Raw genomic sequence first — 26,352 nt, forward strand, 5'->3', positions numbered from 1 at the left:
TATTATTCCCGCATGTGTTCACGCTGCGAGCTTCTTCTGGGTCCCTGGCACGGCCGTCGCGCCTTTCTGCGCCTCGCGGGGGCCGGTGCCGCCGTCTCGGCCGCGCCGGTGCTGGCGCAGGTCGACGTGGGCCAGTCCTCGATGGCGCGCAACCTGGTGCCCGCCGACACCGTCGAGCAGGCCGGCGTGCAGCAGTACGGCGAGCTGCTGGCCAAGGCCAAGGCCCAGGGCGCGCTGGCGCCCGACGGCCATCCGCAGCTGCAGCGCCTGCGCGCGATCGCCGCGCGGCTGATCCCCTTCGTCGGCAGCTGGAACCCGCGGGCCGCGCAATGGAAGTGGCAGGTCAACCTGATCGGCAGCAAGCAGATCAACGCCTTCTGCCTGCCCGGCGGCAAGATCGCCTTCTACACCGGCATCCTCGACCAGCTCAAGCTCGGCGACGACGAGGTCGCGATGGTCATGGGCCACGAGATGGCGCACGCGCTACGCGAGCACGCGCGTGCCCGCATGGCCAAGAGCGCGGGCACGGGCGCGGCGCTGTCGATCGCCTCGCAGCTGTTCGGCCTGGGCGAGGTGGGCAACATGGTGGCGAAGGCCGGCACGCAGCTGCTCACGCTCAAGTTCAGCCGGGGCGACGAGACCGACGCCGACCTGGTCGGCCTCGAGCTCGCGGCGCGCGCGGGCTACGACCCGCGGGCCTCGGTGTCGCTCTGGACCAAGATGGCCGCGGCCTCGAAGAACGAGGGCGGGCTGAACTTTCTCTCGACCCATCCCAGCGGCACCGACCGCATCCGCATCCTCGAAGCCAACGTGCCCAAGGTCGACGGCCTGTACCGCGCGGCGAAGCGCGGCTGAAGGCCGCCGGGCCGGGCTCAGCCCGCGGCCAGGTGCTCCCAGAGGATGGCGGTACCGATGCCGAACAGCACCACGCCGCCGATGATCTCGGCCCGCTTGCCGGCCACCGCGCCCAGCACCCGGCCCACCATCACGCCCAGCGTCACCATGAGGAAGGTGGTGAAGCCGATCGCCGCGGCCACCGGCAGGATGTCGACGTCGAGGAAGGCCAGGCCCACGCCGACCGCCATGGCGTCGATGCTGGTGGCGAAGCCGGTCACGGCCAGCAGCCAGAAGCCGTGGCGCTCGGGCTTGTCCGGCTGCTCGGTCTCCGGCGCGGCGAAGCCGGCCCACACCATGCGCAGGCCCAGCACGCCCAGCAGCACGAAGGCGATCCAGTGGTCCCAGGCCTTGACGTAGCTGGCGGCGCCCAGGCCCAGGGCCCAGCCGGCCAGGGGCGTGAGCGCCTCGATCACGCCGAAGATCGCGCCGGTGCGCAGCGCTTCGCGCCAACGGGGGTTCTGCAGGGCCGTGCCCTTGCCGACGGCGGCGGCGAAGGCGTCGGTGGACATCGCCAGCGACAGCAGCGAGATGGAGACGAAATTCATCGGGGGTCTTTTTCCGGCCGGGCGAACGCAACGGCGCGCCACCACTGCCCGACCTGTTGTCGTGCTGGCACGCCGATGGTCTCGCCAACCCGAAAGGTTGCCGGCGCCACAGCCCGCGAGGCGGGCCGAGTGTGTTGACGCAGGCGCTTCCACGAAAAAGGCGGAAGCCGGCTACTCCCCATAGGAGAGCGCCGAGCATAACCGCCGGCCGATGCCCCTGCGGGTGCACGGTCTGACCGGCGGCGCGCACGGCGTGAAACGGCGCTGTCACTTTCTGTTACGGCGATGCGAGAATGGGCCGCACAAGGACCGATGGCCACCCGTCGGCGAGCGGCGGCCCGTGTTGCCGCGACTCGAAAAAACGGAGACTTCATGCGCAAACTGCACCTGGCGGCCCTGCTGGCCCTGTCCCTCCTGAGCGCCTGCGGTGGCGGCGACAACGGTGCCGCACCGGCGCCGGCACCCGCGCCCGCGCCGGTCCCCGCGCCAGCCCCCGCACCTTCGCCGCAACCGGAGCCCGCGCCCAAGCCCGCCTTCGGGGCCCAGATCTCCTTCGGCGACAGCCTGTCCGATGTCGGCAGCTACGCGGTGGGCACGGTCAAGGCCCTGGGCGGCGGCAAGTTCACCATCAACGGCGACAACACCGCGATCGATCCGGCCCTGACCGGCCGCAACTGGACCGAGCTGACGGCCGCCCGCTTCAATCTGCCGGCACCCTGCGCGGCGCAGACCGGCCTCGACGGCGACGCGTCGCAGGGCTTCTCGGTGCCGGTGGTGGCCCATGCGGGCTGCTACGGCTACGCCCAGGGCGGCTCGCGCGTGAGCAACCCCATCGGACCGAGCCACAAGCTGACCGGCAGCGTGCTGGGCGGCCTGACCGTGCCCGTGCGCCAGCAGATCGCCAACCACCTGGCCGTGTCCGGCGGCCGGTTCAAGCCGGACGACATGGTCTTCGTGATGGCCGGCGGCAACGACGTGCTGTTCCAGCTGGCCGAACTCGATGCCGCGGCCACGTCGGCCGGGGACGCGGCCGGCCGGCAGGCCTACTTCGCCAGCCTGGTCGCCAAGCTGGCCGCCAACGCCACCGATCCGGGTGCGGCGGCCGCGGCCATCACGCAGGCCATCCAGGGCGCGAGCGCCGCGCCGGGCGCCACGCTCGCCACCATCACGCAGGCGGCCATCGGTGCCGCGGCCGACCAGCCGGGCAATGCGACGGTGGGTTCGCCCGCCGTCTACGGGCCGATGGTGGCGCAGGCCAATGCCGACGCGACGGCCGCCGGCCAGGCCGCGGGCGCCGACTACGTCACGACCCACGGCCCCGAACTCGTGTCCGCGCTGGCCGCGGCCGGTGCCGAACTGGCCACGCTGGTGAAGACCCAGATCCTGGCCAACGGCGCGCAGTTCGTGACCGTCAACAACCTGCCGGACGTCGCCTCGACGCCGGCCGGGCGCGCCGAGTCGCCGCAGGTCCAGGCCCTGATCGCGGCCATGGGCCAGGCCTTCAACGCCCAGTTGAGCGCCGCCCTGGGCGGCGAGGCCCGGGTGCTGCTGGTGGACGTCTACGCCCTGAACCAGGATTCGGTCGCCCACCCCGTCGCCTACGGCCTCAGCAACGTGACCGACACGGCCTGCGACATGTCGCAGGGCAGGAACGCGCTGGGCAGCTCGCTGGTCTGCAATGCCTCGAACCTGAACGCGGGCGACGTCAGCCACTACGCCTATGCCGACGAGGTGCACCCCACGCCCTACTACTACGCGCTGCTCGCCAGGCATGTGCTGGAGAAGATGGCGGCGCGCGGCTGGCTCTGAGGCGCCGCGCCCGGCGGGCCGGCCGCCGGGCATCCGTGCTGAAATCCCCGGCATGACCCTGCGCCTGCATGCCCGTGCCCTGTCGTACTTCGATGCGATCCGGCGCGCCGGCTCCATCCGCGAGGCGGCGCGCCGGCTGCACATCGCGTCCTCGGCGGTCAACCGCCAGCTGCTCGAGCTCGAGGACCAGATCGGCTCGCCCCTGTTCGACCGGCTGCCCGAGGGGCTCAAGCTCACCGCCGCGGGCGAGGTGGTGGCCCGCCACGTGATCATGGTGCTGCAGGACGCGCGCCGGGTCGACAGCGAGATCGACGCGCTGCGCGGCATCCGCAAGGGCGAGGTCACGCTGTGGGCGGTGGAGGGCCTGCATGCCGCCTTCCTGCCCGGCGTGCTGGCCGCGATGATGGAGCGCTACCCGGGCGTGCGCGTGATCACCCGGCCCAGCGGCTCCGGCGCGATGGCCGCCGCTGTGGCCCAGGGCGAGGCCGACGCGGCCATCGGCTTCTCGCTCCCGCGCCGGGCCGAGCTCACGCAGATGGCCGTGGGGCGTTTCGCCATCGGCGCGGTGATGACGCCGGAGCACCCGCTGGCCGCACGGCGCACGGTCGGCCTGAACGACTGCGCGCGCCATCCGATGCTGCTGCCCAGCGCCGACCTCTCGGTGCGCTGGCTGCTGCACCCCTGGCTGGAGCGGCAGACGCGCGCGCTGCAGATCCCGCTGGAATCCGGCTCGATCGAGCTGATGCGCAACCTGGCCCGCGGCGGCGTGGGCATCGCGTTCCAGACCCGGCTGGGCCTGGAGGCCGAACTGGCGGCGGGCACGCTGGTCTTCGTGCCCCTGCGGTCGCCCGGTGCGCTGGTGTGCGAACTGGGCGTCTACGTGCGCGCGGGGCGCGCCATGCCGCCGGCGCTGGACGCGCTGATCCGGCTGATGGCCGAGGCCATCGAGCGCGCCGAGGCGCGCGAGACAGGCTGAGGGCAGCACGCCGAGGCGGCGGCCCGCGCCCCTGCTCTGATTTTTCGAGCGGGTAGCTGCTAATTCTGCGCTTGGCGGCAGCGCGGTCCGGTCCCTACAGTGCGGTCGAAACGCTCCTTCTTCGATCTCCAGGAACCCCGCCCATGAAACGCCGTCTCCTGCTCCAGGCCAGCACCGCTGCCGCCCTGGGCGCCGCCCGCATCGCACGCGCCAGCGCCACCCGCTTCAAGTTCAACCTCGGCTGGCGCTTCGAGGCCTCGGCCGCCGGCTTCCTGCTGGCGCAGAACCGCGGCTACTACCGCGATGCGGGCCTGGACGTGAGCATCGACACCGGCAACGGCTCGGCCGCCGCCATCAGCCTGGTGGCCAGCGGTGCCTACGACGCCGCCTCGGCCGACCTGGCTTCCATGATCGAGTTCGGCGTGCGCAACCCCGGCGGCGGCCTCAAGGCGGTCGCCATCCAGTACGACCTCAACCCCAACGCCGTGATCGCGCGCAAGGGCGGGCCCATCCGCGGCCCCGCCGACTTCGCCGGCAAGACCATCCTGGGCCAGCCCTTCAACGCCTCGCGCAAGCTCTTCCCGGTCTTCGCCAAGGCGCAGGGTTTCGATGCCTCGGGCGTGCGCTGGGAGAACGTCGAACCGGGCACCGGCGACATGCGCTTCGCCAAGGGCGACTTCGATGCCGCCGCCTATTTCTATTTCACCGGCCTGCTGAACCTCAAGGCGCGCGGCGTGGACCTGTCGACGCTGGACGTCTACCGCTTCAGCGACTACGGCATGAAGTCCTATGGCAACGGCCTGGTGGCCGGCCCGGGCGCCATGGCCAATGCCGGTGCGATGAAGGCCTTCGTGGCGGCCTCGACCCGCGGCTGGCTCGATGCCATCGCCGATCCGGCCGCCGGCGCCGCGGCCGTCAAGGCGCGCGAACCCCTGGTCACCGAAGCGCTGGAGGCCGAGCGCCTGCGCATGATCGTCGACGGCACCATGAAGACCGCGCAGACCCGCGCCAACGGCTGGGGCGCGGCCCTGCCGTCGCGCATCCAGGCCACCGTCGACGAGACGGTCGGCGCCTTCGGCCTGACGTCGACGCTGGGCCTGGAGCAGGTCTGGACCGATGCCTTCCTGCCCGCCGCATCCGAGCGCCGCCTGCGCGGCTGAGCGCCCGATCGCGCAGCACATCGCCATGACCCCTTCCATTCCGATCCTCGACCTCGACGGCGCCCTGGCGCGCGGCGGCCCGCGCAGCGCCGAGGTCGCCGCCCAGCTGCGCGAAGCCGCCATCGGCTCGGGCTTCTTCTACCTGCGCCACCACGGCGTGCCGCCGCAGCAGGTGGCGCGCCAGTTCGAACTGGCGCGCCAGCTCCTGGAAGACGTGCCGCCGCGCACCCGCGAACGCCTGGCCATGGCAAATTCGCCCACCCTGCGCGGCTACGAGATGCTGGGCGCGCAGACGCTGGACCTGGCGTCGCGGCCCGACATCAAGGAGAGCTTCTACTGCGGCATGGCCTACCCCGACGACCATCCCTATGTGCGGGCCGGCTACCAGACCTACGGCGGCAACCAGTGGCCCGACGAAGTGCCCGAGGCACCGGCGCTGTGCGAGGCCTACATCCAGACCCTGCTGGCGCTGTCGCGCCGCCTGATGCAGCTGCTGGCGCTGTCGCTGCGGCTGCCCGAGGACTACTTCGACGCCACCAGCGCCAGCCCCATGATGACGCTGCGCATGCTGCGCTACCCCGCCCATCCGGCCGATGCCGACGCGCTCACCTTCGGCGCGGGCGCGCACACCGACTGGGGCGCGCTCACCATCCTGGCGCAGGACATGCACGGCGGGCTGGAGGTGGCCATGCCCGACGGCAGCTGGGCCGAGGCCACGCCCATCGAGGGCTGCTTCGTGGTCAACCTGGGCGACATGATCCCGCGCTGGACCAACGGGCTCTACCACTCCAACCCGCACCGGGTGCGCAACCGCTACTCGAACGGCCGTCCGCGCTATTCCATCCCCTTCTTCTACGAGCCCGACTACCTGGCGCGGATCGAGGCGGTGCCGGGCACCGTCGCGCCGGGCGAGGCGCCGCGCTTCGCGCCCTGCACCGCCGGCGAGCACCTGCGCGAGATGTACCGCCGCACCTACGGCACGGTGGCCGCATGAGGGTGCTGTTCAACCTGTTCTGCCGCGACATCGAGGCCCAGGTGCGCTTCTACGGCGCGCTGCTCGGCCTTCCCGAACTGTCGCAGCTGCGCTCGCCGATCTACCGGGCGCTGGCGGCCGGGGAGACGGAGCTGGGGTTCAACGGCGAGGCAGCCTACGAGCTGCTGGCGCTGGCCGAGCGCCGGCCGGCGGCAGAGGCCGCGGCGCCGGTGACGGCCTATGCGACCTTCATGCTGGACGCATGCGCCGACGTGGACGCGGCAGCCCACCGGGCCGTCGCGCTGGGCGGCGGTGTCGTCAAGGCACCGTACCGGACCTACTACGGGCACTGGCAGGCGGTGCTGCACGACCCCGAGCACCAGATCTTCCGGGTCAGCGCCGAGGCCTGAAGCCGCGGGCCGGCCCCGCTCCCGCGTCGCTCAGAGCGTGAAGTCGTAGTCGATGGTGATCGGCGCGTGGTCGCTGAACTTCACCGTCTTGTAGATCGACTCGTGCTGCGCCAGCGCGCCCAGCGCCGGCGTGGCCAGGTGGTAGTCCAGCCGCCAGCCCACGTTCTTCGCATAGGCCTGGCCGCGGTTGCTCCACCAGGTGTAGGCCTCGCCGGTGGTGTCGGGCTTGAGCTTGCGGTAGACGTCGACCAGGCCCGCGCCTTCGGCGCCGGCGTCGAGCAGGCGCGTCATCCAGGCGCGTTCCTCGGGCAGGAAGCCGCTGTTCTTCATGTTGCCCTTGAAGTTCTTCAGGTCGATCTCCTGGTGCGCGATGTTGATGTCGCCGCACAGGATGAACTCGCGTTCCTTCTTCAGCGCCAGCAGGTGCGGGAAGAAGCCCTGGAGGAAGCGGAACTTGGCCGCCTGGCGCTCCTCGCCCGAGGAGCCGCTGGGGAAGTAGCAGCTGATGATCGAGAGCTTGCGTTTCGGCGTGTCGAAGCGCAGTTCGAGGTAGCGGCCCTCGGCGTCGAATTCGGCGTCGCCCCAGCCCACCACCACCGCGCTGGGCGCATGTTTCGTGTAGATCGCGGTGCCCGCGTAGCCCTTCTTCTCGGCGAAGTGGAAGTGGCCCTGCAGGCCCGCCATCTGCTCGAAGCGGCCCTCGATGTCGCTGGCCTGGACGCGGATTTCCTGCATGCAAATACAATCCGGCGCCAGTTCGGCCACCCAGTCGGCCACGCCCTTGGTGGTCGCCGAACGCAGGCCGTTGAGGTTGAGACTGGTCAGTTTGAACAAAAGGAATTCCTGATGGCTGAGGTGAATGAGGCGGGCGCTGCGGCGGCTCTGGATTTCGTGCAATTCGCGATCGAGTCCGGCGTGCTGCGGTTCGGCGAGTTCAAGACCAAGGCCGGCCGGCTGAGCCCGTATTTCTTCAACGCCGGCCTGTTCGACGACGGCGCGAAGATGCTGCGCTTGGCCGAATTCTATGCAGAGCGGCTGATCGCCAGCGGGCTCGAGTTCGACATGATCCTCGGCCCGGCCTACAAGGGCATCCCGCTGGGCGCCACGGTGGCGACCGAACTCGCGCGGCGCGGCCGCAGCGTGCCCTTCGCCTACAACCGCAAGGAAGCCAAGGACCATGGCGAGGGCGGCACGCTGGTCGGCGCGCCGCTGCGCGGGCGGGTGCTGATCGTCGACGACGTGATGTCCGCCGGCACCGCGGTGCGCGAATCGATCGCGCTGATCCGCGCCGCCGGCGCCACGCCCCATGCGGTGGCCATCGCGCTCGACCGCCAGGAGCGCGCCACCGAGAACGGCGTCGACGTGCCCCACAGCGCCGTGCAATATGTCCGCGATCAGCTGGGCATGCAGGTGCTGGCGATCGCCACGCTGGACGACTTGTTACAGTACCTCACGACGCAAGGCACGGGAGAGCTCGAAGTCCACCGTGCGGGCGTGCTGGCTTACAGGGAGCGTTACGGCGCCTGAGGCGCGACTCTGCAACTGGAGAAGGAATGGCACTGCAAGATCGAACCCACGCCGGGGCCTGGTCGATGCTGCTGCCGCTGCTCGCGGCCGGCACCGTCGCCGCGCAGTCTGCATCGCCCTCCGGCGGCAGCATCTACAGCTGCACCGACGCCCGCGGCCGCACGCTCACGGCCGATCGCCCGATTCCCGACTGCAGCGACCGCGAGCAGCGCGCCCTGAGCCCCAGCGGTGCCCGCCGCATCGTCGAACCCAGCTACACCGCCCAGGAGCAGGCCGAGCGCGACGAACGCGCGCGCCAGGCCGCGCAGCAGGCCGCGCGGCTCAACGAGGAGCGCCGCCGCGAGCGCGCGTTGCTCATGCGCTATCCCAACCTCGCCACCCACGAGCGCGAACGCGTCGAGGCCATGCAGCAGATCGACACCGTGATCGATGCCGCGCGCAAGCGGCTGGGCGAACTGGCCAAGGAGCGCCAGTCGGTCGACGACGAGATGGAGTTCTACAGGAAGGACGTCAGCAAGGCGCCGCCCTCGCTGCGCCGCAAGCTCGACGACAACGAGCAGAGCGTGGCGGTGCAGAACCGCTTCATCGCCGCGCAGGACGACGAGAAGAAGCGCGTGAACGCGCGCTTCGACGAGGAGCGCGTGCGGCTCAAGCCGCTGTGGGCGGCCAATGCGCCACCCGGTGGGGCCGGCGCCGGACGCTGAGCGCCCGGGCCCGCGGCCTCAGCCCAGTTTCGCCTTCAGCAGCGCATTGACCTGCGCCGGGTTGGCCTTGCCCTGGCTGGCCTTCATCACCTGGCCCACCAGCGCATTGAAGGCCTTGTCCTTGCCCGCGCGGTATTCGGCGATGTTCTTCTCGTTGGTCGCGAGCACGCCGTCGATGATGGCTTCGAGCGCGCCGGAGTCGCTCATCTGCTTGAGGCCCTTGGCCTCGATCACCGCGTCGACCTCGCTGGCTTCGCCGGTCCACAGCGCCTCGAAGACCTGGCGCGCGGCGTTGTTCGACACCGTGCCGTCGCCGATGCGCACGATCAGCTTCGCGAGCTGCACGGCGCTCACCGGCGCTTCGGTGATCGCGATGTCCTGGGTGTTCAGGCGCCGCGCGATCTCGCCGGTGATCCAGTTGCTGGCCAGCTTGGGCGCTGCGCCCGCGGCCACGGCGGCATCGAAGTAGCCCGCCAGCGCGGTGCTCTGCGTGAGCTGCGTCGCGTCGTAGGCCGACAGGCCATGGCTCGCGACATAGCGCTCGGCCATCGCGCGCGGCAGCTCGGGCATCTCGGCGCGCACGCGCTCCACCCATTCGGGCGCGATCGCCAGCGGCGGCAGGTCGGGGTCGGGGAAGTAGCGGTAGTCGGCCGCGTCTTCCTTGGTGCGCATCGCGCGCGTCTCGCCGGTGTCGGGGTCGAACAGCACCGTGGCCTGCTGCACCTTGCGGCCGTCCTCGATCTCCTCGATCTGCCAGCGGATCTCGTAGTCGATCGCCTGCTGCATGAACTTGAAGCTGTTCAGGTTCTTGATCTCGCGCCGCGTGCCCAGCTTGTCGCCGGGCTTGCGCACCGACACGTTGGCGTCGCAGCGGAAGCTGCCTTCCTGCATGTTGCCGTCGCAGATGCCGATCCAGGTCACGATCTTGTGCAGCTCCTTGGCATAGGCCACGGCCTCGGCGGTGGAGCGCATGTCGGGCTCGGTCACGATCTCCAGCAGCGGCGTGCCGGCGCGGTTCAGGTCGATGCCCGACTGGCCGATGAAGTCCTCGTGCAGCGACTTGCCCGCGTCCTCCTCGAGGTGGGCGCGCACCAGGCGCACGGTCTTGGTCTCCTCGCCCAGCAGGAAGGACACCGCGCCGCCCTGCACGACCGGGATCTCGAACTGGCTGATCTGGTAGCCCTTGGGCAGGTCGGGGTAGAAGTAGTTCTTGCGCGCGAACACGCTGCGCGGCGCGATGGTCGAGCCCAGCGCCAGGCCGAGCTTGATCGCGCGTTCGACCGCACCCTTGTTCATCACCGGCAGCGTGCCCGGCAGCGCCATGTCGACCGCGCAGGCTTGGGTGTTGGCCTCGGCGCCGAAGGCGGTCGAGGCGCGGCTGAAGATCTTCGACGCGGTCGAGAGCTGTGCATGGGTCTCGAAGCCGATGATGACCTCATAGCCCTGCACCAGCGGGCCGGTCGGGCGGCCCTGTTGTTGTTCTTCGAAGGAGTTCACGGGTTCGCTCATCGTCAAATGCCCTGGGGTGCGCGGGAATGCCAGTCGGTGGCCTGCTGGAAGCGGTGCGCCGCATTGAGCAGCTTCGCTTCGGCGAAGTAGTTGCCGATCAGCTGCAGGCCCACGGGCATCGCGTGTTCGCCGAAGCCCACGGGCAGGCTCATGCCGGGCAGGCCGGCCAGCGAGGCGGGCAGCGTGAAGATGTCGGCCAGGTAGTCGGCCACCGGATCGTCGCCGTGCTCGCCGAGCTTCCAGGCGACGGTCGGCGCCACCGGGCCGGCGATCAGGTCGCACTGCGCGAAGGCCTGCTGGAAGTCGTCGGCGATCATGCGGCGCACCTTCTGCGCCTGCAGGTAGTAGGCGTCGTAGTAGCCGTGCGAGAGCACGTAGGTGCCGATCATGATGCGGCGCTTGACCTCGTCGCCGAAGCCTTCGGCGCGCGTCCTGCCGTACATGTCGGCCAGGTCCTTGTAGTCCTTGGCGCGGTGGCCGAACTTCACGCCGTCGAAGCGGCTCAGGTTGCTCGACGCTTCGGCGGCCGCGAGGATGTAGTAGACGGGGATCGACAGCTCGGTGCGCGGCAGCGTGATGGCCACGCGCTTCGCGCCCAGCTTCTCGTATTCGGCCAGCGCCGCGTCGACCGCGGCGCGCACGCCCGGGGCCACGCCGTCGCCCAGGAATTCCTTGGGCACGCCGATGCGCAGGCCGTCGAGCGAGCCGTTCAGCGTGCGCGCATAGTCCTCGGCCGGGCGGTCGATCGAGGTCGAGTCGCGGTCGAGGTCGGGGCCGCACAGGGCCGACAGCAGCAGCGCGCAGTCCTCGGCCGAGCGGGCCATCGGGCCGGCCTGGTCGAGGCTGGAGGCGAAGGCCACCATGCCGTAGCGCGAGGCGCGGCCGTAGGTCGGCTTGATGCCGGTCACGCCGCAGAAGGAGGCCGGCTGGCGGATCGAGCCGCCGGTGTCGGTGCCGGTGGCGGCCGGCGCCAGGCGCGCGGCCACGGCGACCGCGCTGCCGCCCGAGGAACCGCCGGGAATGCGGCTGGTGTCCCAGGGGTTGCGCGCCGGCACCACGGCGTCGCCGCCCACGGCCGGCACGGCCACGTTTTCGTTGGCCGAGCCCATCGCGAACTCGTCGCAGCTGAGCTTGCCCAGGGTCACCGCGCCGGCGTCGGCCAGGCGCTGCACCACGGTCGCGTTGAAGGGCGAGCGGTAGCCTGCCAGCATGCGCGAGCCGGCGGTGGTCGGGAAGTCGGTGGTGACGAAGATGTCCTTGTGCGCGATCGGCACGCCGGCCAGCGCGGGCGCGTTGCCGGCGGCGATCAGGGCGTCGGCCGCGCGGGCCTGGGCCAGCGTGACGTCGGCATCGACCGCGACGAAGGCGCCGAGCGCGGGCTGGGCCTGGATGCGGTCCAGGAAGTGCTGGGCCGTTTCGACGGCCGACACGTCACGTGCGGCCAGTGCCTTGGCCAGGCCGGCCACGCCGAGTTGGTGCAGATCGGCGCTCATTCGATCACCTTGGGGACGAGGAACAGGCCGCGTTCGACCGCGGGCGCACTCTTCTGGTTGGCCTCGCGGGCGTTCGGTTCGCTCGCCACGTCGTCGCGCAGGCGCAGCGTGATGTCCTCGATCGCGGCCACCGGATGGGCCAGCGGCTCGACGCCGGTGGTGTCGACCGCGCGCATGGTTTCGACGAGGTCGAAGAAGCCGTTGATCTGGCCCAGCATCCGCGTGCTTTCGTCGGGCGCCAGTTGCAGGCGCGCGAGCGTCGCGATGCGGGCGATATCGGAAGAGGTGAGTGACATGAGAAATCGAGCTGAAATCGAGCGAAACGGCAGCTAAACCGGCCCTGCAAAGGGGGCGAAGGCGGGGGAAACCCAGGGGATTCGGGTATTATCCCGCCTTTGCCGCAACCCCCGCGAACGCGCTGGCTTTTGCTGCAAAAACAGATCAATCCACCCCGTCAGACGACCACAAAATAAGCGACGACATGCCGATGCGCATGCCGTGCTTCAGAGGAATTCCACATGTTTGGAGCTTTCCGTCGGTACTTTTCGACCGACCTCGCGATCGATCTCGGCACCGCCAACACCCTCATCTTCGCCCGTAACAAGGGCATCGTGCTGGACGAGCCATCGGTCGTAGCCATCCGCCATGAAGGCGGCCCCCACGGCAAGAAGGTGATCCAGGCCGTCGGCCGCGAAGCCAAGGCCATGCTGGGCAAGGTGCCCGGCAACATCGAGGCGATCCGCCCGATGAAGGACGGCGTGATTGCCGACTTCGTGATCACCGAGCAGATGATCAAGCAGTTCATCAAGATGGTGCATCCGCGCTCGCTGCTCGCACCGAGCCCGCGCATCATCATCTGCGTGCCCTGCGGCTCGACCCAGGTCGAGCGCCGCGCGATCAAGGACGCCGCCGAAGCGGCCGGCGCCACCAAGGTCTACCTGATCGAGGAACCCATGGCCGCGGCCATCGGCGCCGGCCTGCCGGTGTCCGAAGCCAGCGGCTCGATGGTGGTCGACATCGGCGGCGGCACCACCGAGGTCGGCGTGATCTCGCTGGGCGGCATGGTCTACAAGGGCAGCGTCCGCGTCGGCGGCGACCGCTTCGACGAGGCCATCATCAACTACATCCGCCGCAACTACGGCATGCTGATCGGCGAGCCGACGGCCGAAGTCATCAAGAAGACCATCGGCTCGGCCTTCCCGGGCTCCGAAGTCAAGGAGATGGAAGTCAAGGGCCGCAACCTGTCCGAAGGCGTGCCGCGCAGCTTCACCATCAGCAGCAACGAAGTGCTGGAAGCGCTGACCGATCCGCTCAACAACATCGTCTCGGCGGTGAAGAACGCGCTCGAGCAGACGCCGCCCGAACTGGGCGCCGACATCGCCGAGCGCGGCATGATGCTGACCGGCGGCGGCGCGCTGCTGCGCGACCTGGACCGCCTGCTGGCCGAGGAAACCGGCCTGCCGGTGCTGGTGGCCGAAGACCCGCTGACCTGCGTGGTGCGCGGCTGCGGCATCGCGCTGGAACGCATGGACCGTCTGGGCAGCATCTTCACCAGCGAATAAGCTCCCCCTGGTTGCCGGCCCGCCCTTGCCGGGGCGGCTCCGCAGCCCGGCCCAGCCGGTTTCGCGCCCGTCCTGAAACAAGCCACAGCCAGGCACCTGCCACTCGTGGCATAAAGCGTCATGCCACTCGGCACCCTCGACCGCTCCGCGCCGCCCCTGTTCAGCCAGGGGCCGTCGGCGCTGAGCAAGCTAATCTTCTTCAGTGCGCTGGCGCTGTTCCTGATGGTGGCCGACGCGCGCTTCCACCTGACGCGGCCGCTGCGCGCGAGCATCGGCGCGGTGCTCTATCCGGCCCAGTGGCTGGCGCTCAAGCCGGTGCAGCTGTTCGCCCAGGGCGGCCTCTACATGGAAGACTTGCAGGTCGCGCAGCGCAACGAGGCCGAGGCCCGCCGCGCGCTGGCGCTGCAGGCCGAGCGCGCGAGCCAGGCCGACACGCTGTCCATCGACAACGAACGCCTGCGCGCGCTGCTCGAGCTGCGCCAGACCACCCGCACCCCCGGCCGCGCGGCCGAGGTGCTCTACGACGCGGCCGACCCCTACACCCGCAAGATCGTGATCGACCAGGGCCTGTCGCAGGGCATCGAGGCCGGCTCGCCGGTGATCGACGAGCACGGCGTGCTGGGCCAGGTCACCCAGGTGCAGCCTTTCACCAGCGAGGTCACGCTGGTGATCGACCGCGACCTCGCCATCCCGGTCCAGAACGCCCGCACCGGCGCGCGCAGCGTGGCCTTCGGCGACGCCAGCGCCCATGGCAGCGGGCTGGAGCTGCGCTTCATGGCCGCCAATGCCGACCTGCAGGAGGGCGACCTGCTCGCCACCAGCGGCGTCGACGGCGTCTACCCGGCCGGCCTGCCGGTGGCCAAGATCGAGCGCATCGAGCGGCGCGCCGACTCCGGCTTCGCACGCATCTACTGCCTGCCGCTCGCGCGCGTGACGGCGGCGCGCTACGTGCTGGTGCTGACGCCCGTCGGCACGCCCAGCGCGGCGCCTCCCGCGGCAGCCGCCGTGGCCAAGAAGAACGACAAGCCGCCGAAGGCCGCGGCCTCGGCGGCGGCCGCGCCCGAGACCCGGCCGGCGCGCAGGGAAAGGCGCACGCCATGATCATGCGTCCCGGGCAGCAGCAGCTGCTGCTGCCGGTCAACCCGCTCTTCATCTGGGGCAGCCTGATCGTGGCCTTCCTGGTCACCATGGTGCCGCTGGGCCGCGGCGCCTGGGCGCCCGACCTGCTGGCGCTGGTGATCGTGTTCTGGAGCGTGCACCAGCCCGCGCGCATCGGCATCGGCGCGGCCTTCGCGTTCGGCCTGTGCATGGACGTGCACCAGTCGGCGCTGCTGGGCCAGCACGCGCTGTCGTACACCTCGCTGAGCTTCCTGGCGATCATGGGCCACCGGCGCATCCTCTGGTACTCGGTGCTCTCGCAGTCGCTGCAGGTGCTGCCGCTGTTCGCGCTGTCGCACCTGATCGAGCTCGTGATCCGCATGATCGGCGGCGGCGTGTTCCCGGGCTGGACGCTGCTGATCGCGCCGGCGCTCGAGGCGCTGCTGTGGCCCCTGGTCAGCGTGATCCTGCTGGCGCCGCAGCGGCGCACGCCGGACCCGGACGCCAATCGGCCGCTATGAGTGCTTTCGGCTTCGTGGGTGCCAAGCGTGCCTTGCTGCCTGCGCAGGCGGCGCGTAGCCTGTACGCCGCATGACCGAGATCCGCAACGTCGTCGCCGACCTCGCCCGCTTCAAGCGGCGGGTGATCGTGATCGGCCTGGTGGTGCTGGGCGCCTTCGGCCTGCTGTGCTCGCGCCTGGTGTACCTGCAGATCGTGCGCCACGCCGACCTGGCCGAACAGGCCGAGAGCAACCGCACCGCGATCGTGCCGGTGGTGCCCAACCGCGGCCTGATCCTCGACCGCAACGGCATCGTGCTGGCCTCCAACTACTCGGCCTACACGCTGGAGATCACGCCCTCGAAGGCCGGCAAGGTCGACGAGACCATCGACGCGCTGGCCGAGGTGGTCGAGGTCACGCCGCGCGACCGGCGCCGCTTCAAGCGGCTGCGCGAGGACTCGCGCAGCTTCGACTCGGTGCCGATCCGCACCCGCCTGTCGGACGAGGAGGTGGCCCGCTTCGCCGCGCAGCGCTACCGCTTCCCGGGCGTCGAGATCAAGGCGCGGCTGTTCCGCAACTACCCCAACGGCGATGTCGCGAGCCATGTGCTGGGCTACATCGGCCGCATCAACCAGCGCGAAAAAGAAGCGATGGAAGACTGGGACGAGGACGAGATCGCCAACTACAAGGGCACCGACCACATCGGCAAGCTGGGCGTCGAGCAGAGCTACGAGAAGACGCTGCACGGCCAGACCGGCGTCGAGCAGATGGAGACCTCGGCCGGCGGGCGCGCGGTGCGCCGGCTCGCCAGCCACCCGTCGACGCCGGGCGACACGGTGATGCTCTCGCTCGACATCAAGCTGCAGAAGCTGATCGAGGACATGTTCGGCGATCGACGCGGCGCGCTGGTGGCGATCGACCCCAAGACCGGCGCGGTGCTGGCCTTCGTGAGCAAGCCCACCTTCGACCCCAACCTGTTCGTCGAAGGCATCGACACCGAGAGCTGGAAGGAACTGAGCGAGTCGCTCGACAAGCCGCTGCTCAACCGGGCCCTGCGCGGCACCTACCCGCCGGGCTCCACCTACAAGCCCTTCATGGCCCTGGCCGCACTCGAGACCGGCTCGCGCGGGCCCAACGTGGTGGTCAACGACCCCGGCTTCTTCAACTTCGGCGGCCACCGCTTCGGCAGCCCGGAAGGCAACCTGGGCAACCTCGACATGCGGCGCGCGATCCAGGTGTCGAGCAACGTCTATTTCTACACGCTGGCCAACGAGATGGGCGTGGACCGGATCCACGACTTCATGAAGCCGCTGGGCTTCGGCCAGATCACCGGCATCGACCTCGGCGGCGAGGTGCGCGGCGTGCTGCCCAGCACCGAGTGGAAGCGCAACGCCTACAAGCGGCCCGAGCAGAAGAAGTGGTTCGCGGGCGAGACCATCTCGCTGGGCATCGGCCAGGGCTACAACAACTTCACCATGCTGCAGCTCGCGCAGGCGGCCGCGATCGTGGCCGACGGCGGCGTGCGGCACCAGCCGCACCTCGCGCTGGCGGTGCGCGACACGGTCACGGGCCAGGTCAAGTCGGTGATCCAGCCGCCGGCCGAGAACCTGGGCTTCTCGGCCGCCAACGTGGCGGTGGTGCGCGATGGCCTGGTCAGCGTGGTCACCAGCGGCACCGCGCGCGGCGTGTTCGCCGGTGCCGGCTACGGCGCGGCCGGCAAGACCGGCACCGCGCAGGCCGTGACGCAGGCCCAGAACACCAAGTACAACGCCCGCGCGCTCGAGGAGCACCAGCGCGACCACGCCCTGTTCATGGGCTTCGCGCCGGCCAACGACCCGAAGATCGCGCTGGCCGTGATCGTGGAGAACGCCGGCTGGGGCGCGGGCGCCGCCGCGCCGATCGCGCGCCGCGTGTTCGACTACTGGCTGATGGACCAGTACCCGAGCGAGGCCGACATGGCGGCCGTGCGCATCGGCAAGGCCACGGCGCCCATCGGCAAGCCGCGCGTGGCGAGCGAGATCGCCTGGCCGGCGCCCTCGGGCCCGGCCGCGGCACCCTAGCGCAGGAAGGCGTCGTAGCCGGTCTTGAGGATCAGCGCGCTCACCACGAACAGGAACACGCCGCGCACGAAGCCCGCGCCATGCCGCAGCGCCACGCGCGCGCCGATCAGGCTGCCGGCCACGTTGGCCACCGCCATCACCAGGCCGTAGTGCCACCACACATGGCCTTTGGCCGCGAACAGCAGCAGCGCGCCCAGGTTGGTCATGGTGTTGAGCAGCTTGGCCGAGGCCGAGGCGTTGAGGAAGTCGTAGCCCAGCCAGCGCACGAACAAAAAGACGAAGAAGCTGCCGGTGCCGGGCCCGAAGAAGCCGTCGTAGAAGCCCAGCATCAGCCCGACCGCGCCGGTGGCCGCCAGTTCGGCCCGGCCGCTGAAGCGCGGCGTGTGGTGGCGGCCCATGTCCTTGCGCGCCAGCGTGTAGGCCAGCAGTGCGAGCAGGATGAAGGGCAGCAGCTTGCGCAGGAAATCGGGCGAGACCTGGGTCACGGTCCAGGCGCCCAGCAGCGAGCCCCCGAAGGCCAGCACGGCGGCCCCGGCCAGCGCGCGCCAGCGCAGGTCGACCTTGCGCGCGAACTGGGCCGTGGCCGCGGCCGTGCCCCAGACCGAGGCGCTCTTGTTGGTGCCGAACAAGGTGGCGGGCGCGGCGCCCGGGAACACGCTGAACAGCACCGGCACCAGGATCAGTCCGCCGCCTCCCACGATCGAATCGATGAAGCCCGCGAACAGCGAGCCGAGCGTGAGCACCAGCATTTCCATGGGGCGGGATTGTCGCAGGGGCCTGGGGCGGCCCTGGCGCGGCGCCTGGTGGCGCCCAAAAGAAAAGGCGCCGACCAGCGGCGCCTTTTCCATTTCTTCAACGGCATTTCTGATGAATGCCTGGTCTTGTCTCTGTTCTTGTTGTCGGCGTTCGTGCGCCTGGAAAAATTGTCTCCTCGGTACCCCCGCGCTACGGGCGTGCCGTCTGCGAGTGGCGCAACTTTAGGGGGTGCACCGCGGCAGTGCATCGGGAATTACCCGCTGGTGGCGGGTGCACCGCCGTGGATGTTTCAAGATGTGGCCGGTGGCACGGCTCGTGCAAGACGTTTTTCGTTTCCACAACGAAGGCGAGCGGCACATGAAGCACCGGAAACTGGCGGTTGGCCTGTCAGCCCTGCTGGCGGGGGCCTGCGGCGGCGCCGCGGCGGACCCGGCCGGCCCGGCGGTCGTCGCCCAGGCCACGATCAGCGCGGCCGACACCGGCTGGATGATGACCGCCACCGTGCTGGTGCTGCTGATGACGCTGCCCGGCATCGCGCTGTTCTACGCCGGCATGGTGCGGCGCCGGAACGTGCTCAACACCATGGCGGCGGTGGTCGGCATCACCGCCGTGGTGTCGCTGGTGTGGTTCGCGCTGGGCTACTCGCTGGCCTTCACGCCGGGCTCGGCCTGGCTGGGCGGCAGCTCGCGCTTCGGCTTCGCGGGCTTCGACTACCTGCACGAGGCGGGCACGCTGGCCGTGAGCCACATCGCGCCGCGGATCCCGGAATCGGTCTATGCGATGTTCCAGCTCAGCTTCGCGGTCATCACCGCGGCGCTGGTGATCGGCGCCTTCGTCGAGCGCATGCGCTTCGCCGCCGTGCTGTGGTTCGCGGCGCTCTGGAGCCTGGTGGTCTACGTGCCGATCGCGCACTGGGTCTGGGAGCCGGGCGGCTGGCTGGCGCGGCTGGGCGCGCTCGATTTCGCGGGCGGCTCGGTGGTGCACGTCAATGCGGGCATCGCCGGCCTGGTCTGCGCCTACGTGCTGGGCCCGCGCCGCGGCTACGGTCACGAGCCCTTCGAGCCCTACAGCCTGGCTTTCACCATGGTCGGCGCGGGCCTGCTGTGGGTCGGCTGGTTCGGCTTCAACGCCGGCTCGGCCCTGGCGGCGGACGGCCGCGCGGGGCTGGCCATGGCCTGCACCCACATCGCGGCCTCGGCCGGCGCGCTGAGCTGGATGCTGGGCGAATGGGCGGTGCGGCGCAGCCCCTCGCTGCTGGGCCTGTGCTCGGGGCTGGTGGCCGGCCTGGTGGCGATCACGCCCGCGGCCGGCTTCGTCACGCCCGGCGCGGCGGCGCTGATCGGCGCCATCGCCGGGCTGGCCTGCTACTGGGGCGCGACCGCGCTCAAGCAGCTGCTGCGGGCCGACGATTCGCTCGACGTGTTCGGCGTGCACGGCATCGGCGGGCTGGTGGGCTCGCTGCTGACCGGCGTGTTCGCCGACGCGCGCCTGTCGGGCGTGCGCGGCAGCGTGGCGACGCAGGCGCTGGCGGTGGGCGCGGTGGCGCTCTACAGCGCCGTGGCGACCGCGCTGGTGCTGTGGCTGGTGCGCGTGATCGTGGGCCTGCGGGTGAGCGAGGACACCGAAGCCCTCGGGCTGGACCTGGGCGTGCACCGGGAGCGCCTCGGCGGATGAAGCATCACATGGGAGGCCGTCAATGACCGAGAACGAACGGATCGCCATCGCGGCGCGGCTGCACGTGGCGCTGCGGCGCAAGACCGGCCGCGTGACCGACACCGAGTGGATGGCGGCCAACGCCGACTACGCCATCGAGGTGCTGCGCTTCGCGCGCGCCCATGCCGTCGAGCAGAACGACGCCGAGCTCGCGGCCATCGCCGACCGGCTGGAGGTGGCGATGGCGCCCATCGTGGCCGCGGCGCGCCTGCGCGAGACGCTGCTGCGCCAGGGCGCACCCGGTGCTCCGGCGTCGCGCTACGTGGGCGGGCTGCGCTGAAGCCCCGGCTTACTTGGCGTAGCTCTCCAGCGGCTTGTCGTTGGGTTCGGCGATCAGCTGCTTGAGCGCCGGGCTCATCGGCAGGTTGAGGCTGGTGTTGCGCGGCGGGATCGGCGCCACGAACCACTTGGTGTAGACCTTCTCCAGCTCGCCGCTCTTCATGAGCTTGCGCAGCGCGTCGTCGACCGCGGTCTTGAAGGCCGGGTCGTCCTTGCGGAACAGCAGCGCGATCGGCTCGGCGCCCAGCGCGTCGCCCACGATGCGGTAGGCCGTCGGGTTCTTGGCGTTGGCGATGATGCCGGCGAGCAGGTTGTCGTCGAGCACGAAGGCGTCGGCGCGGCCCGATTCCAGCATCAGGAAGCTCTCGAGGTGGTCCTTGCCGAGCATGGTGTTGTAGGTGGCGTTGGTCGCGCGTTCGCGCTTGCGCAGCAGCTGCACGGCGGTGGTGCCGGTCGAGGCCGACACGTTGCGGCCCGCGAGCTGGTCGAGCGTGGTGATGCCCGAGTCGACCTTGGTCGCCATGCGCACCTCGCTCACGTAGGTGGTGAGGGCGAAGGCCACCTGCTGCTGGCGCGCCAGGTTGTTGGTGGTCGGGCCGCAGCCGATGTCCAGCGTGCCGTTCTGCACCAGCGGGATGGTGTTCTGCGCCGTCACGGCCATGTACTCGAGCTTGGCGCTGGGCACGATGTCTTTCAGCACGCGCTCGCACAGCTCGACGTGGTAGCCCACGTACTTCTCGCCCGCGCCCAGCATGTAGGCCATCGGCGGCGAGGCTTCGCGCACGCCCAGCACGGCCTTGCCGCTGGCCTTGATCTTGTCGAGCGTGCCGCCGGCCGGGGCCTGCTGCGCGGTGGCGCCCGCGCAGGCGAGGGCGCACAGGGCCGCCACGGCGAGGGACTTGAGGGGCTTCTTCATGTTGTGTTGTCTCCGGGGGAAGGATCGGTACGGGGTGGGAACGGCCAACGGGCGCGAGCGCCACTGTCGGTCAGCCGGGCGCCATTGCATAGCGAAAAAGTGGAAGAACTTGATGCTGGTGGAGAATGAAGTGTGGCTGAGCGCCGGAGCTGCATACCGACCCGGCCGACGATGCAGCATCCTTCATTCCCCCCTCGAATGACCATGTTCAGAAAATCCTTCCTGCCGCCGGTTGCCGACCTGCTGGCCTTCGAGGCCGCGGCGCGGCACCACAGCATCTCGCGCGCGGCCGACGAGCTGCACCTCACGCAGAGCGCGGTCTCGCGCCAGATCCGCCAGCTCGAGGAGCAGCTCGGCGTGGCCCTGTTCCACCGGGTGCGCCAGCGCATCGTGCTGACCGACGTCGGCCGCGTCTACGAGGCCGACGTGCGCGCGGCGCTGCAGCAGATGTCCGCCGCCACGCAGAAGGTGATGGCCTCGGCCGGCGGCGGCGGGCTGCTGAACCTGGCCGTGCTGCCCACCTTGGGCACGCGCTGGCTGATCCCGCGGCTGGGCGGCTTCGTCGCGCTGCATCCGGAGGTCACGGTGAACTTCGCGGCCCGCTCCGAGCCCTTCGACTTCGCGCAGGAGCCCTTCGACGCGGCGATCCACTTCGGCGCCCCGCACTGGGCCGGCGCGGCCTGCGAGTACCTGATGCACGAGGCGGTGGTCCCGGTGTGCAGCCCGGCCTTCGCCGAGCGCCACGCGATCCGCAGCCCGGAGGACCTGGCGGCGGTGGTGCTGCTGCAGCAGAGCACCCGGCCGATGCAGTGGGCCGAATGGTTCGAGCAGGTGGGCGTGGCCGGGGCGCCGGCGCTGCGCGGGCCGCGCTTCGAGCAGTTCTCGATGATCGCGCAGGCGGCGGTGTCGGGGCTGGGCGCGGCCCTGCTGCCCAGCTTCCTGGTCGAGGCCGAGATCGCGGCCGGCACGCTCACCGTGCTGTTCCCGCAGGCGCTCACCAGTTCCGACGCCTACTACCTGGTGTATGCCGAGTCGCGCGCGCAGGCGCCGCTGCTGCGCGCCTTCAGGGACTGGATCGTGGCCGAGGCGCGGCGCGGCGACTGAGTCGCCGCGGCCTCAGTCGCCGCGCACGATCCATTCCGCGGCCCGCTCCGCCATCATCAGCGTCGGGCTGTTGGTGTTGCCGCTGGTGATGGTCGGCATCGCGCTGGCGTCGACCACGCGCAGGCCCGCGATCAGGCCGCCCTTGCCGTCGCGCACACGGAAGTGCGAGTCGAGCACGGCCATCGGATCGTCGTTGGCGCCCATCTTGGCGGTGCCCACCGGATGGAAGATGGTGGTCGCGATGTCGCCGGCCAGCCGCGCGAGTTCCTCGTCGGTCTGGTACTGCAGGCCGGGCTTCCATTCCTCGGGCTTGTACTTCGCGAGCGCGGGCTGCGCCACGATGCGCCGCGTCACCCGCAGCGAGTCGGCGGCGACCTGTCGGTCCTCGACGGTGCTCAGGTAGTTGGGCGCGATCGCGGGCGCGTCGCCGAAGCGCCCGCTCTTGATGCGCACCGTGCCGCGGCTGGTCGGGTTCAGGTTGCACACGCTGGCGGTGAAGGCCGGGAAGGCATGCAGCGGGTCGCCGAAGGCATCGAGCGACAGCGGCTGCACGTGGTACTCGAGGTTCGGCCATTCGTGGTCCGGCGAGCTGCGCGTGAAGGCACCCAGCTGCGAGGGGGCCATGCTCATCGGCCCGGTGCGCTTCAACGCGTACTCGAGGCCGATCTTCGCCTTGCCGAACAGCGAGGAGGCCAGCACGTTGAGCGTGGGCGCGCCCTCGATCTTGAACACCGCGCGGATCTGCAGGTGGTCCTGCAGGTTGGCGCCCACGCCCGGCAGGTCGGCCACCACCGGGATGCCGTGCTGGCGCGAGAGCTCGGCCGGGCCGATGCCCGAGAGCTGCAGGATCTGCGGCGAGCCGATGGCGCCGCCGCACAGCACCACCTCCTGGGTCGCGTGCGCGGTGACCATCTCCTTGCCGTCCCAGACCTCGACGCCGGTGCAGCGCTGGCGGCCGTCGGCCTGGGTCTCGACGATCAGCCGGGTGACGTGGGCGTTGGTCCACATCTCGAAGTTGGGCCGGCCGTAGCAGACCGGGCGCAGGAAGGCCTTGGCCGTGTTCCAGCGCCAGCCGTTCTTCTGGTTGACCTGGAAGTAGCCGACGCCTTCGTTGCTGCCGCGGTTGAAGTCGGTGGAATGCGGGATGCCGGCTTCCTGCGCCGCCAGCGCGAAGGCGTCGAGGATGTCCCAGCGCAGCCGCTGCTTCTCGACCCGCCATTCGCCGCCCGCGCCGTGCATCTCGTCGGCGCCCAGGTAGTGGTCCTCGTGCTTCTTGAAGGCCGGCAGCACCTCGCTCCAGCGCCAGCTGTCGTCGCCGGTGAGCGCGGCCCACTGGTCGTAGTCGCGCGCCTGGCCGCGCATGTAGATCATCCCGTTGATCGAGGACGAGCCGCCCAGCGTCTTGCCGCGCGGGTAGCGCAGCGCGCGGCCGTTGAGGCCCGGGTCGGGCTCGGTGTTGTAGAGCCAGTCGGTGCGCGGGTTGCCGATGCAGTAGAGGTAGCCGACCGGGATGTGGATCCAGTGGTAGTCGTCGCGGCGGCCGGCCTCGATCAGCAGGGTGCGCTTCTGCGCCTGCCGGGTGAGCCGGTTGCACATCAGGGCGCCGGCCGTGCCGCCGCCGATCACGATGTAGTCGAAGGTGCTTTCGCTGTCACTGTCGCTCTTGCTCACGCGTTGTCTCCAGATCGAAAAAAAAGCCCGGGCCGGTGTGTCCGTGCCTCGGGCTGGTCAGTGTAGGTGGCGATTCCCGCCGGAATGCTGACAGGCTTACTTCGCCGTCGGCATGACGAACTCGGCGCCCTTGCCGATGCTTTCCGGCCAGCGCTGCATGATGCTCTTCTGCTTGGTGTAGAAGCGCACGCCTTCCTCGCCGTAGGCATGCATGTCGCCGAACAGCGAGCGCTTCCAGCCGCCGAAGCCGTGCCAGGCCATGGGCACCGGAATCGGCACGTTGATGCCGACCATGCCGACCTGGATGCGGCGGCCGAACTCGCGCGCCACGTTGCCGTCGCGGGTGAAGCACGACACGCCGTTGCCGAACTCGTGGGCGTTGATCAGGTCGACCGCGGCCGCCAGGTCGTCCACGCGCACGCAGCCCAGCACCGGGCCGAAGATCTCTTCCTTGTAGATGCGCATCTCGGGCGTGACGTGGTCGAACAGCGTGCCGCCCATCCAGAAGCCGTCGGCGCAGCCCGCGCCGGCCTTGGCGCCGTCGAAGCCGCGGCCGTCGACCAGCAGCTTGGCGCCTTCCTTCACGCCCAGGTCGATGTAGCCGGTGATGCGTTCGTGCGCGGCGCGGGTGACGATCGGGCCCATCTCGGCCGCGAGGTTCTCGCCGTCGAGCACCTGCAGCGTCTTGGTGCGCTCGATCAGCTTGGGCAGCAGCCGGTCGGCCACGTCGCCCACCAGCACCGCCACCGAGATCGCCATGCAGCGCTCGCCGGCCGAGCCGTAGCCCGCGCCGATCAGCGCGTCGACCGCCTGGTCGATGTCGGCGTCGGGCATCACCACCATGTGGTTCTTCGCGCCGCCCAGGGCCTGCACGCGCTTGCCGTGGCGGGCGCCGGTCTCGTAGATGTAGTTGGCGATCGGCGTCGAGCCGACGAAGCTGATGGCCTTGACGTCGGGGTTCTCGAGCAGCGCATCGACCGCGACCTTGTCGCCCTGCACCACGTTGAACACGCCGTCGGGCAGGCCGGCTTCCTTGAGCAGCTCGGCCATGCGCAGCGAGGCGCTCGGGTCGGTCGGGCTGGGCTTGAGCACGAAGGTGTTGCCCGCGGCGATCGCCACCGGGAACATCCACATCGGCACCATCACCGGGAAGTTGAAGGGCGTGATGCCCGCCACCACGCCCAGCGGCTGGCGCAGCGTCCAGTTGTCGATGCCGGTCGAGACCTGCTCGGTGAAGTCGCCCTTGAGCAGCTGCGGAATGCCGCAGGCGAACTCGACGATGTCGATGCCGCGGCTGACCTCGCCCTGCGCGTCGGTGAACACCTTGCCGTGCTCGGCGGTGATCAGGTGGGCCAGCTCGTCCTTGTGTTCGTTGAGCAGCTGCAGGAACTTGAACATCACGCGGGCGCGGCGGATCGGCGGCGTGTCGGCCCACTTGGGGAACGCGGCCTGCGCGGCGGCCACGGCGGCGTTGACCTGGTCGACGCCGGCCAGGCCGACCTGGACGGTGACGGCCCCGGTGGCCGGGTTGGTCACGTCCTGGGCGCGGCCCGAGGTGTTGGCGACCGGCTGGCCTTGGATGTAGTGGGCGATGGCTGTGGACATGGACGGTCTTTCGCGTGGACGGGTGTCTGGGGGGGAGGGAGAGTGCCCGCAGTTTAGGCAGCGGGTCGGCGCCCGCCTAGGCGCGAAAACTGAATTGATTGTTCGCGATGGTGAACAATGGCGGCATGGAAGACCAAAAGATCGAGTCGCTCTGGACCCACCTGCACTGGCTCACGGTGCTGAGCCAGCAAGGCAGCTTCACCGCCGCCGCGCAGCGCCTGGGTGTGAGCAAGGCGGCGATGAGCCAGCGCATCGCCGAGCTCGAGCGCGCGGCCGGCGTGCCGCTGGTGCAGCGCACCACGCGCAGCGTGCGGCTCACCGAGGCCGGGCAGCGGCTGGTGGAGGACATGCGCGCCCCTTTCGAGCAGATCGCCCACAGCTTTTCCGGCGTGCGCGACCTGGCGGGCGTGCCGCGCGGCCGGGTGCGCGTGACCGCGCCGGTGGCCTTCGCGCGCCAGCAGCTGGTGCCGCGGCTGGCCGACTTCCTGCGCGCGCAGCCCGAGGTGCGCATCGAACTCGAACTCTCGGACCGGCTCAGCTCGCTGGCGATGGAGGGCTTCGACCTCGCGGTCCGCCACACGGCCGCGCCGCCCGACACCCATGTCGCGTGGACGCTCTGCGAGACCCGCTCGGTGCTGGTGGCCAGCCGCGCCTACCTGCGCCGGCGCGGCGTGCCGGAGGTGCCGGCCGACCTGGGCGCGCACGACTGCCTGCACTACCCGCGCGCGCAGGACACGCCGGCCTGGCATTTCGAGACGCGCAAGCCCTCGGCCGCGCCGCGCGTCACGGTGCCGGTCTCGGGGCCGCTGGCCGCCAACAACAGCGAGGCGCTGCGCGACGCCGCGATCGCCGGCCTGGGCATCGCGCTGCTGCCCGACTTCAGCGCGCAGTCGGCGCTGCAGGCGGGCAAGCTGGTCGAGGTGCTGCCCAAATGGCAGCCGGTCGGCGCCTTCGGCGACCGGCTCTATGCGATCCGCCCCTATGCCACGCACGTGCCGCGCGCGGTGACGGCCTTCGTCAGCTGGTTGCGCGCCGAACTGGCCGCGGGTTTTCCGGTGGAGGCCCGCTGAGCCGGCGGCTCGTTTC

General features: G+C 70.5%; 25 protein-coding genes and 1 riboswitch. Of the genes, 16 read left to right on the forward strand and 9 right to left on the reverse strand.

Translation table 11 applies throughout. The features are described 5' to 3' along the window. The first annotated feature begins 12 nt into the window (after positions 1-12). A complete protein-coding gene (locus tag QTI20_RS28300) occupies positions 13-855 on the forward strand; it encodes a M48 family metallopeptidase (protein WP_286554909.1) in 843 nt (280 codons plus the stop codon). A 17-nt stretch (positions 856-872) separates the two neighbouring features. On the opposite strand, the gene mntP is transcribed toward QTI20_RS28300, so the two are convergent. Further along, on the reverse strand, positions 873-1,442 hold the full coding sequence (mntP, locus tag QTI20_RS28305) for a manganese efflux pump MntP (protein WP_286554907.1): 570 nt from the start codon (positions 1,440-1,442) through the stop codon (positions 873-875). Positions 1,443-1,452: 10 nt separating this feature from the next. Beyond that, a riboswitch (yybP-ykoY riboswitch) is annotated at positions 1,453-1,627 on the reverse strand. 187 nt (positions 1,628-1,814) lie between these two features. On the opposite strand from mntP, the gene QTI20_RS28310 reads away from it, so the two are divergent. The 5 genes from QTI20_RS28310 to QTI20_RS28330 all read left to right on the forward strand — a co-directional run bounded on the left by QTI20_RS28310 (position 1,815) and on the right by QTI20_RS28330 (position 6,770). Next, complete coding sequence (locus QTI20_RS28310; protein WP_286554906.1) at positions 1,815-3,251, forward strand: SGNH/GDSL hydrolase family protein; 1,437 nt, start codon at positions 1,815-1,817, stop codon at positions 3,249-3,251. A 52-nt stretch (positions 3,252-3,303) separates the two neighbouring features. After that, positions 3,304-4,227: a LysR family transcriptional regulator gene (locus tag QTI20_RS28315; RefSeq protein ID WP_286554904.1), complete on the forward strand. Its 924-nt coding sequence runs from the start codon at positions 3,304-3,306 to the stop codon at positions 4,225-4,227. A gap of 143 nt (positions 4,228-4,370) precedes the next feature. After that, complete coding sequence (locus QTI20_RS28320; RefSeq protein ID WP_286554900.1) at positions 4,371-5,387, forward strand: ABC transporter substrate-binding protein; 1,017 nt, start codon at positions 4,371-4,373, stop codon at positions 5,385-5,387. Between the two features lie 25 nt (positions 5,388-5,412). Continuing rightward, a complete protein-coding gene (locus tag QTI20_RS28325) occupies positions 5,413-6,381 on the forward strand; it encodes an isopenicillin N synthase family dioxygenase (protein ID WP_183029059.1) in 969 nt (322 codons plus the stop codon). Next, entirely contained in the window at positions 6,378-6,770 is a 393-nt protein-coding gene (locus QTI20_RS28330) for a VOC family protein (RefSeq protein ID WP_286554896.1), read from the forward strand. Before QTI20_RS28325 ends, QTI20_RS28330 begins: the two co-directional genes overlap by 4 nt. Positions 6,771-6,800: 30 nt before the next feature. On the opposite strand, the gene QTI20_RS28335 is transcribed toward QTI20_RS28330, so the two are convergent. Continuing rightward, complete coding sequence (locus QTI20_RS28335) at positions 6,801-7,604, reverse strand: exodeoxyribonuclease III (RefSeq protein WP_286554893.1); 804 nt, start codon at positions 7,602-7,604, stop codon at positions 6,801-6,803. A 12-nt stretch (positions 7,605-7,616) separates the two neighbouring features. Here QTI20_RS28335 and pyrE point away from each other — a divergent pair, with 12 nt between their 5' ends. Together pyrE and QTI20_RS28345 are read left to right on the forward strand one after the other, a co-directional pair. Further along, on the forward strand, positions 7,617-8,297 hold the full coding sequence (gene pyrE, locus QTI20_RS28340) for an orotate phosphoribosyltransferase (protein WP_183029056.1): 681 nt from the start codon (positions 7,617-7,619) through the stop codon (positions 8,295-8,297). Between the two features lie 26 nt (positions 8,298-8,323). After that, positions 8,324-9,001 carry a DUF4124 domain-containing protein gene (locus QTI20_RS28345; RefSeq protein WP_286554891.1) on the forward strand — a complete coding sequence of 226 codons (678 nt, stop codon included), beginning with the start codon at positions 8,324-8,326 and terminating at the stop codon, positions 8,999-9,001. A gap of 18 nt (positions 9,002-9,019) precedes the next feature. Here the strand turns inward: QTI20_RS28345 and gatB are convergent, their stop codons facing one another. Genes gatB through gatC form a run of 3 tightly spaced genes read right to left on the reverse strand, consistent with a single transcriptional unit; the run spans position 9,020 to position 12,299 of the window. After that, positions 9,020-10,510 carry an Asp-tRNA(Asn)/Glu-tRNA(Gln) amidotransferase subunit GatB gene (gene gatB / locus QTI20_RS28350; protein ID WP_286554888.1) on the reverse strand — a complete coding sequence of 497 codons (1,491 nt, stop codon included), beginning with the start codon at positions 10,508-10,510 and terminating at the stop codon, positions 9,020-9,022. 2 nt (positions 10,511-10,512) lie between these two features. After that, positions 10,513-12,003, reverse strand: a complete 1,491-nt coding sequence (gatA, locus tag QTI20_RS28355; protein WP_286554885.1) for an Asp-tRNA(Asn)/Glu-tRNA(Gln) amidotransferase subunit GatA — start codon at positions 12,001-12,003, stop codon at positions 10,513-10,515. Then, positions 12,000-12,299, reverse strand: a complete 300-nt coding sequence (gatC, locus tag QTI20_RS28360) for an Asp-tRNA(Asn)/Glu-tRNA(Gln) amidotransferase subunit GatC (protein ID WP_183029052.1) — start codon at positions 12,297-12,299, stop codon at positions 12,000-12,002. The genes gatA and gatC overlap by 4 nt, the downstream gene beginning before the upstream one ends. A gap of 222 nt (positions 12,300-12,521) precedes the next feature. Between gatC and QTI20_RS28365 the strand changes: the two genes are divergently transcribed. From QTI20_RS28365 to mrdA, 4 genes are all read left to right on the forward strand, one after another. After that, positions 12,522-13,565 carry a rod shape-determining protein gene (locus QTI20_RS28365; RefSeq protein ID WP_140844795.1) on the forward strand — a complete coding sequence of 348 codons (1,044 nt, stop codon included), beginning with the start codon at positions 12,522-12,524 and terminating at the stop codon, positions 13,563-13,565. A 120-nt stretch (positions 13,566-13,685) separates the two neighbouring features. Further along, entirely contained in the window at positions 13,686-14,666 is a 981-nt protein-coding gene (gene mreC / locus QTI20_RS28370) for a rod shape-determining protein MreC (protein ID WP_286554876.1), read from the forward strand. Then, positions 14,663-15,184 (forward strand): rod shape-determining protein MreD, encoded by a 522-nt coding sequence (gene mreD / locus QTI20_RS28375; RefSeq protein WP_286554874.1) that lies wholly within the window; start codon positions 14,663-14,665, stop codon positions 15,182-15,184. The genes mreC and mreD overlap by 4 nt, the downstream gene beginning before the upstream one ends. Positions 15,185-15,254: 70 nt before the next feature. Next, entirely contained in the window at positions 15,255-17,222 is a 1,968-nt protein-coding gene (gene mrdA / locus QTI20_RS28380; RefSeq protein ID WP_286554872.1) for a penicillin-binding protein 2, read from the forward strand. Here mrdA and QTI20_RS28385 read toward each other — a convergent pair. Next, complete coding sequence (locus QTI20_RS28385; RefSeq protein ID WP_286554871.1) at positions 17,219-17,977, reverse strand: sulfite exporter TauE/SafE family protein; 759 nt, start codon at positions 17,975-17,977, stop codon at positions 17,219-17,221. The two genes, mrdA and QTI20_RS28385, sit on opposite strands and share 4 nt — an antisense overlap. 358 nt (positions 17,978-18,335) lie before the next feature. On the opposite strand from QTI20_RS28385, the gene QTI20_RS28390 reads away from it, so the two are divergent. Both QTI20_RS28390 and QTI20_RS28395 read left to right on the forward strand, forming a co-directional pair. Further along, on the forward strand, positions 18,336-19,652 hold the full coding sequence (locus tag QTI20_RS28390; RefSeq protein ID WP_503011447.1) for an ammonium transporter: 1,317 nt from the start codon (positions 18,336-18,338) through the stop codon (positions 19,650-19,652). 22 nt (positions 19,653-19,674) lie between these two features. Next, positions 19,675-19,971: a hypothetical protein gene (locus QTI20_RS28395; RefSeq protein ID WP_286554868.1), complete on the forward strand. Its 297-nt coding sequence runs from the start codon at positions 19,675-19,677 to the stop codon at positions 19,969-19,971. 9 nt (positions 19,972-19,980) lie between these two features. Here QTI20_RS28395 and QTI20_RS28400 read toward each other — a convergent pair whose 3' ends face one another. Next, positions 19,981-20,886: an amino acid ABC transporter substrate-binding protein gene (locus QTI20_RS28400; RefSeq protein WP_286554866.1), complete on the reverse strand. Its 906-nt coding sequence runs from the start codon at positions 20,884-20,886 to the stop codon at positions 19,981-19,983. Positions 20,887-21,090: 204 nt separating this feature from the next. Between QTI20_RS28400 and QTI20_RS28405 the strand changes: the two genes are divergently transcribed. Continuing rightward, positions 21,091-21,990, forward strand: a complete 900-nt coding sequence (locus tag QTI20_RS28405; protein WP_183029044.1) for a LysR family transcriptional regulator — start codon at positions 21,091-21,093, stop codon at positions 21,988-21,990. A 12-nt stretch (positions 21,991-22,002) separates the two neighbouring features. Here QTI20_RS28405 and QTI20_RS28410 read toward each other — a convergent pair whose 3' ends face one another. After that, positions 22,003-23,661: a GMC family oxidoreductase gene (locus QTI20_RS28410; RefSeq protein WP_286554864.1), complete on the reverse strand. Its 1,659-nt coding sequence runs from the start codon at positions 23,659-23,661 to the stop codon at positions 22,003-22,005. 96 nt (positions 23,662-23,757) lie between these two features. Then, on the reverse strand, positions 23,758-25,266 hold the full coding sequence (locus tag QTI20_RS28415) for a CoA-acylating methylmalonate-semialdehyde dehydrogenase (RefSeq protein ID WP_286554862.1): 1,509 nt from the start codon (positions 25,264-25,266) through the stop codon (positions 23,758-23,760). A gap of 125 nt (positions 25,267-25,391) precedes the next feature. On the opposite strand from QTI20_RS28415, the gene QTI20_RS28420 reads away from it, so the two are divergent. Next, the gene (locus QTI20_RS28420; RefSeq protein WP_286554861.1) at positions 25,392-26,336 is read left to right on the forward strand and encodes a LysR family transcriptional regulator; all 945 of its coding nucleotides are present in this window, start codon (positions 25,392-25,394) and stop codon (positions 26,334-26,336) included. Positions 26,337-26,352 lie beyond the last annotated feature (16 nt).

Origin of the sequence: Variovorax sp. J2P1-31 (assembly GCF_030317215.1) — a bacterium.
GTDB lineage: Bacteria > Pseudomonadota > Gammaproteobacteria > Burkholderiales > Burkholderiaceae_C > Variovorax.

What these genes read in the sequence shown, in the direction of transcription:
- QTI20_RS28415 (WP_286554862.1), bottom strand. Translation starts at nt 25,266, where the DNA reads ATGTCCACAGCCATCGCCCACTACATCCAAGGCCAGCCGGTCGCCAAC.
- QTI20_RS28385 (WP_286554871.1), bottom strand. Translation starts at nt 17,977, where the DNA reads ATGGAAATGCTGGTGCTCACGCTCGGCTCGCTGTTCGCGGGCTTCATC.
- gatB (WP_286554888.1), bottom strand. Translation starts at nt 10,510, where the DNA reads ATGAGCGAACCCGTGAACTCCTTCGAAGAACAACAACAGGGCCGCCCG.
- QTI20_RS28395 (WP_286554868.1), top strand. Translation starts at nt 19,675, where the DNA reads ATGACCGAGAACGAACGGATCGCCATCGCGGCGCGGCTGCACGTGGCG.
- mreD (WP_286554874.1), top strand. Translation starts at nt 14,663, where the DNA reads ATGATCATGCGTCCCGGGCAGCAGCAGCTGCTGCTGCCGGTCAACCCG.
- mreC (WP_286554876.1), top strand. Translation starts at nt 13,686, where the DNA reads ATGCCACTCGGCACCCTCGACCGCTCCGCGCCGCCCCTGTTCAGCCAG.
- gatA (WP_286554885.1), bottom strand. Translation starts at nt 12,003, where the DNA reads ATGAGCGCCGATCTGCACCAACTCGGCGTGGCCGGCCTGGCCAAGGCA.
- QTI20_RS28405 (WP_183029044.1), top strand. Translation starts at nt 21,091, where the DNA reads ATGTTCAGAAAATCCTTCCTGCCGCCGGTTGCCGACCTGCTGGCCTTC.
- QTI20_RS28310 (WP_286554906.1), top strand. Translation starts at nt 1,815, where the DNA reads ATGCGCAAACTGCACCTGGCGGCCCTGCTGGCCCTGTCCCTCCTGAGC.
- QTI20_RS28365 (WP_140844795.1), top strand. Translation starts at nt 12,522, where the DNA reads ATGTTTGGAGCTTTCCGTCGGTACTTTTCGACCGACCTCGCGATCGAT.
- mrdA (WP_286554872.1), top strand. Translation starts at nt 15,255, where the DNA reads ATGACCGAGATCCGCAACGTCGTCGCCGACCTCGCCCGCTTCAAGCGG.
- gatC (WP_183029052.1), bottom strand. Translation starts at nt 12,299, where the DNA reads ATGTCACTCACCTCTTCCGATATCGCCCGCATCGCGACGCTCGCGCGC.
- QTI20_RS28400 (WP_286554866.1), bottom strand. Translation starts at nt 20,886, where the DNA reads ATGAAGAAGCCCCTCAAGTCCCTCGCCGTGGCGGCCCTGTGCGCCCTC.
- QTI20_RS28390 (WP_503011447.1), top strand. Translation starts at nt 18,336, where the DNA reads ATGAAGCACCGGAAACTGGCGGTTGGCCTGTCAGCCCTGCTGGCGGGG.
- QTI20_RS28330 (WP_286554896.1), top strand. Translation starts at nt 6,378, where the DNA reads ATGAGGGTGCTGTTCAACCTGTTCTGCCGCGACATCGAGGCCCAGGTG.
- QTI20_RS28300 (WP_286554909.1), top strand. Translation starts at nt 13, where the DNA reads ATGTGTTCACGCTGCGAGCTTCTTCTGGGTCCCTGGCACGGCCGTCGC.
- QTI20_RS28420 (WP_286554861.1), top strand. Translation starts at nt 25,392, where the DNA reads ATGGAAGACCAAAAGATCGAGTCGCTCTGGACCCACCTGCACTGGCTC.
- QTI20_RS28325 (WP_183029059.1), top strand. Translation starts at nt 5,413, where the DNA reads ATGACCCCTTCCATTCCGATCCTCGACCTCGACGGCGCCCTGGCGCGC.
- mntP (WP_286554907.1), bottom strand. Translation starts at nt 1,442, where the DNA reads ATGAATTTCGTCTCCATCTCGCTGCTGTCGCTGGCGATGTCCACCGAC.
- QTI20_RS28345 (WP_286554891.1), top strand. Translation starts at nt 8,324, where the DNA reads ATGGCACTGCAAGATCGAACCCACGCCGGGGCCTGGTCGATGCTGCTG.
- QTI20_RS28320 (WP_286554900.1), top strand. Translation starts at nt 4,371, where the DNA reads ATGAAACGCCGTCTCCTGCTCCAGGCCAGCACCGCTGCCGCCCTGGGC.
- QTI20_RS28315 (WP_286554904.1), top strand. Translation starts at nt 3,304, where the DNA reads ATGACCCTGCGCCTGCATGCCCGTGCCCTGTCGTACTTCGATGCGATC.
- pyrE (WP_183029056.1), top strand. Translation starts at nt 7,617, where the DNA reads ATGGCTGAGGTGAATGAGGCGGGCGCTGCGGCGGCTCTGGATTTCGTG.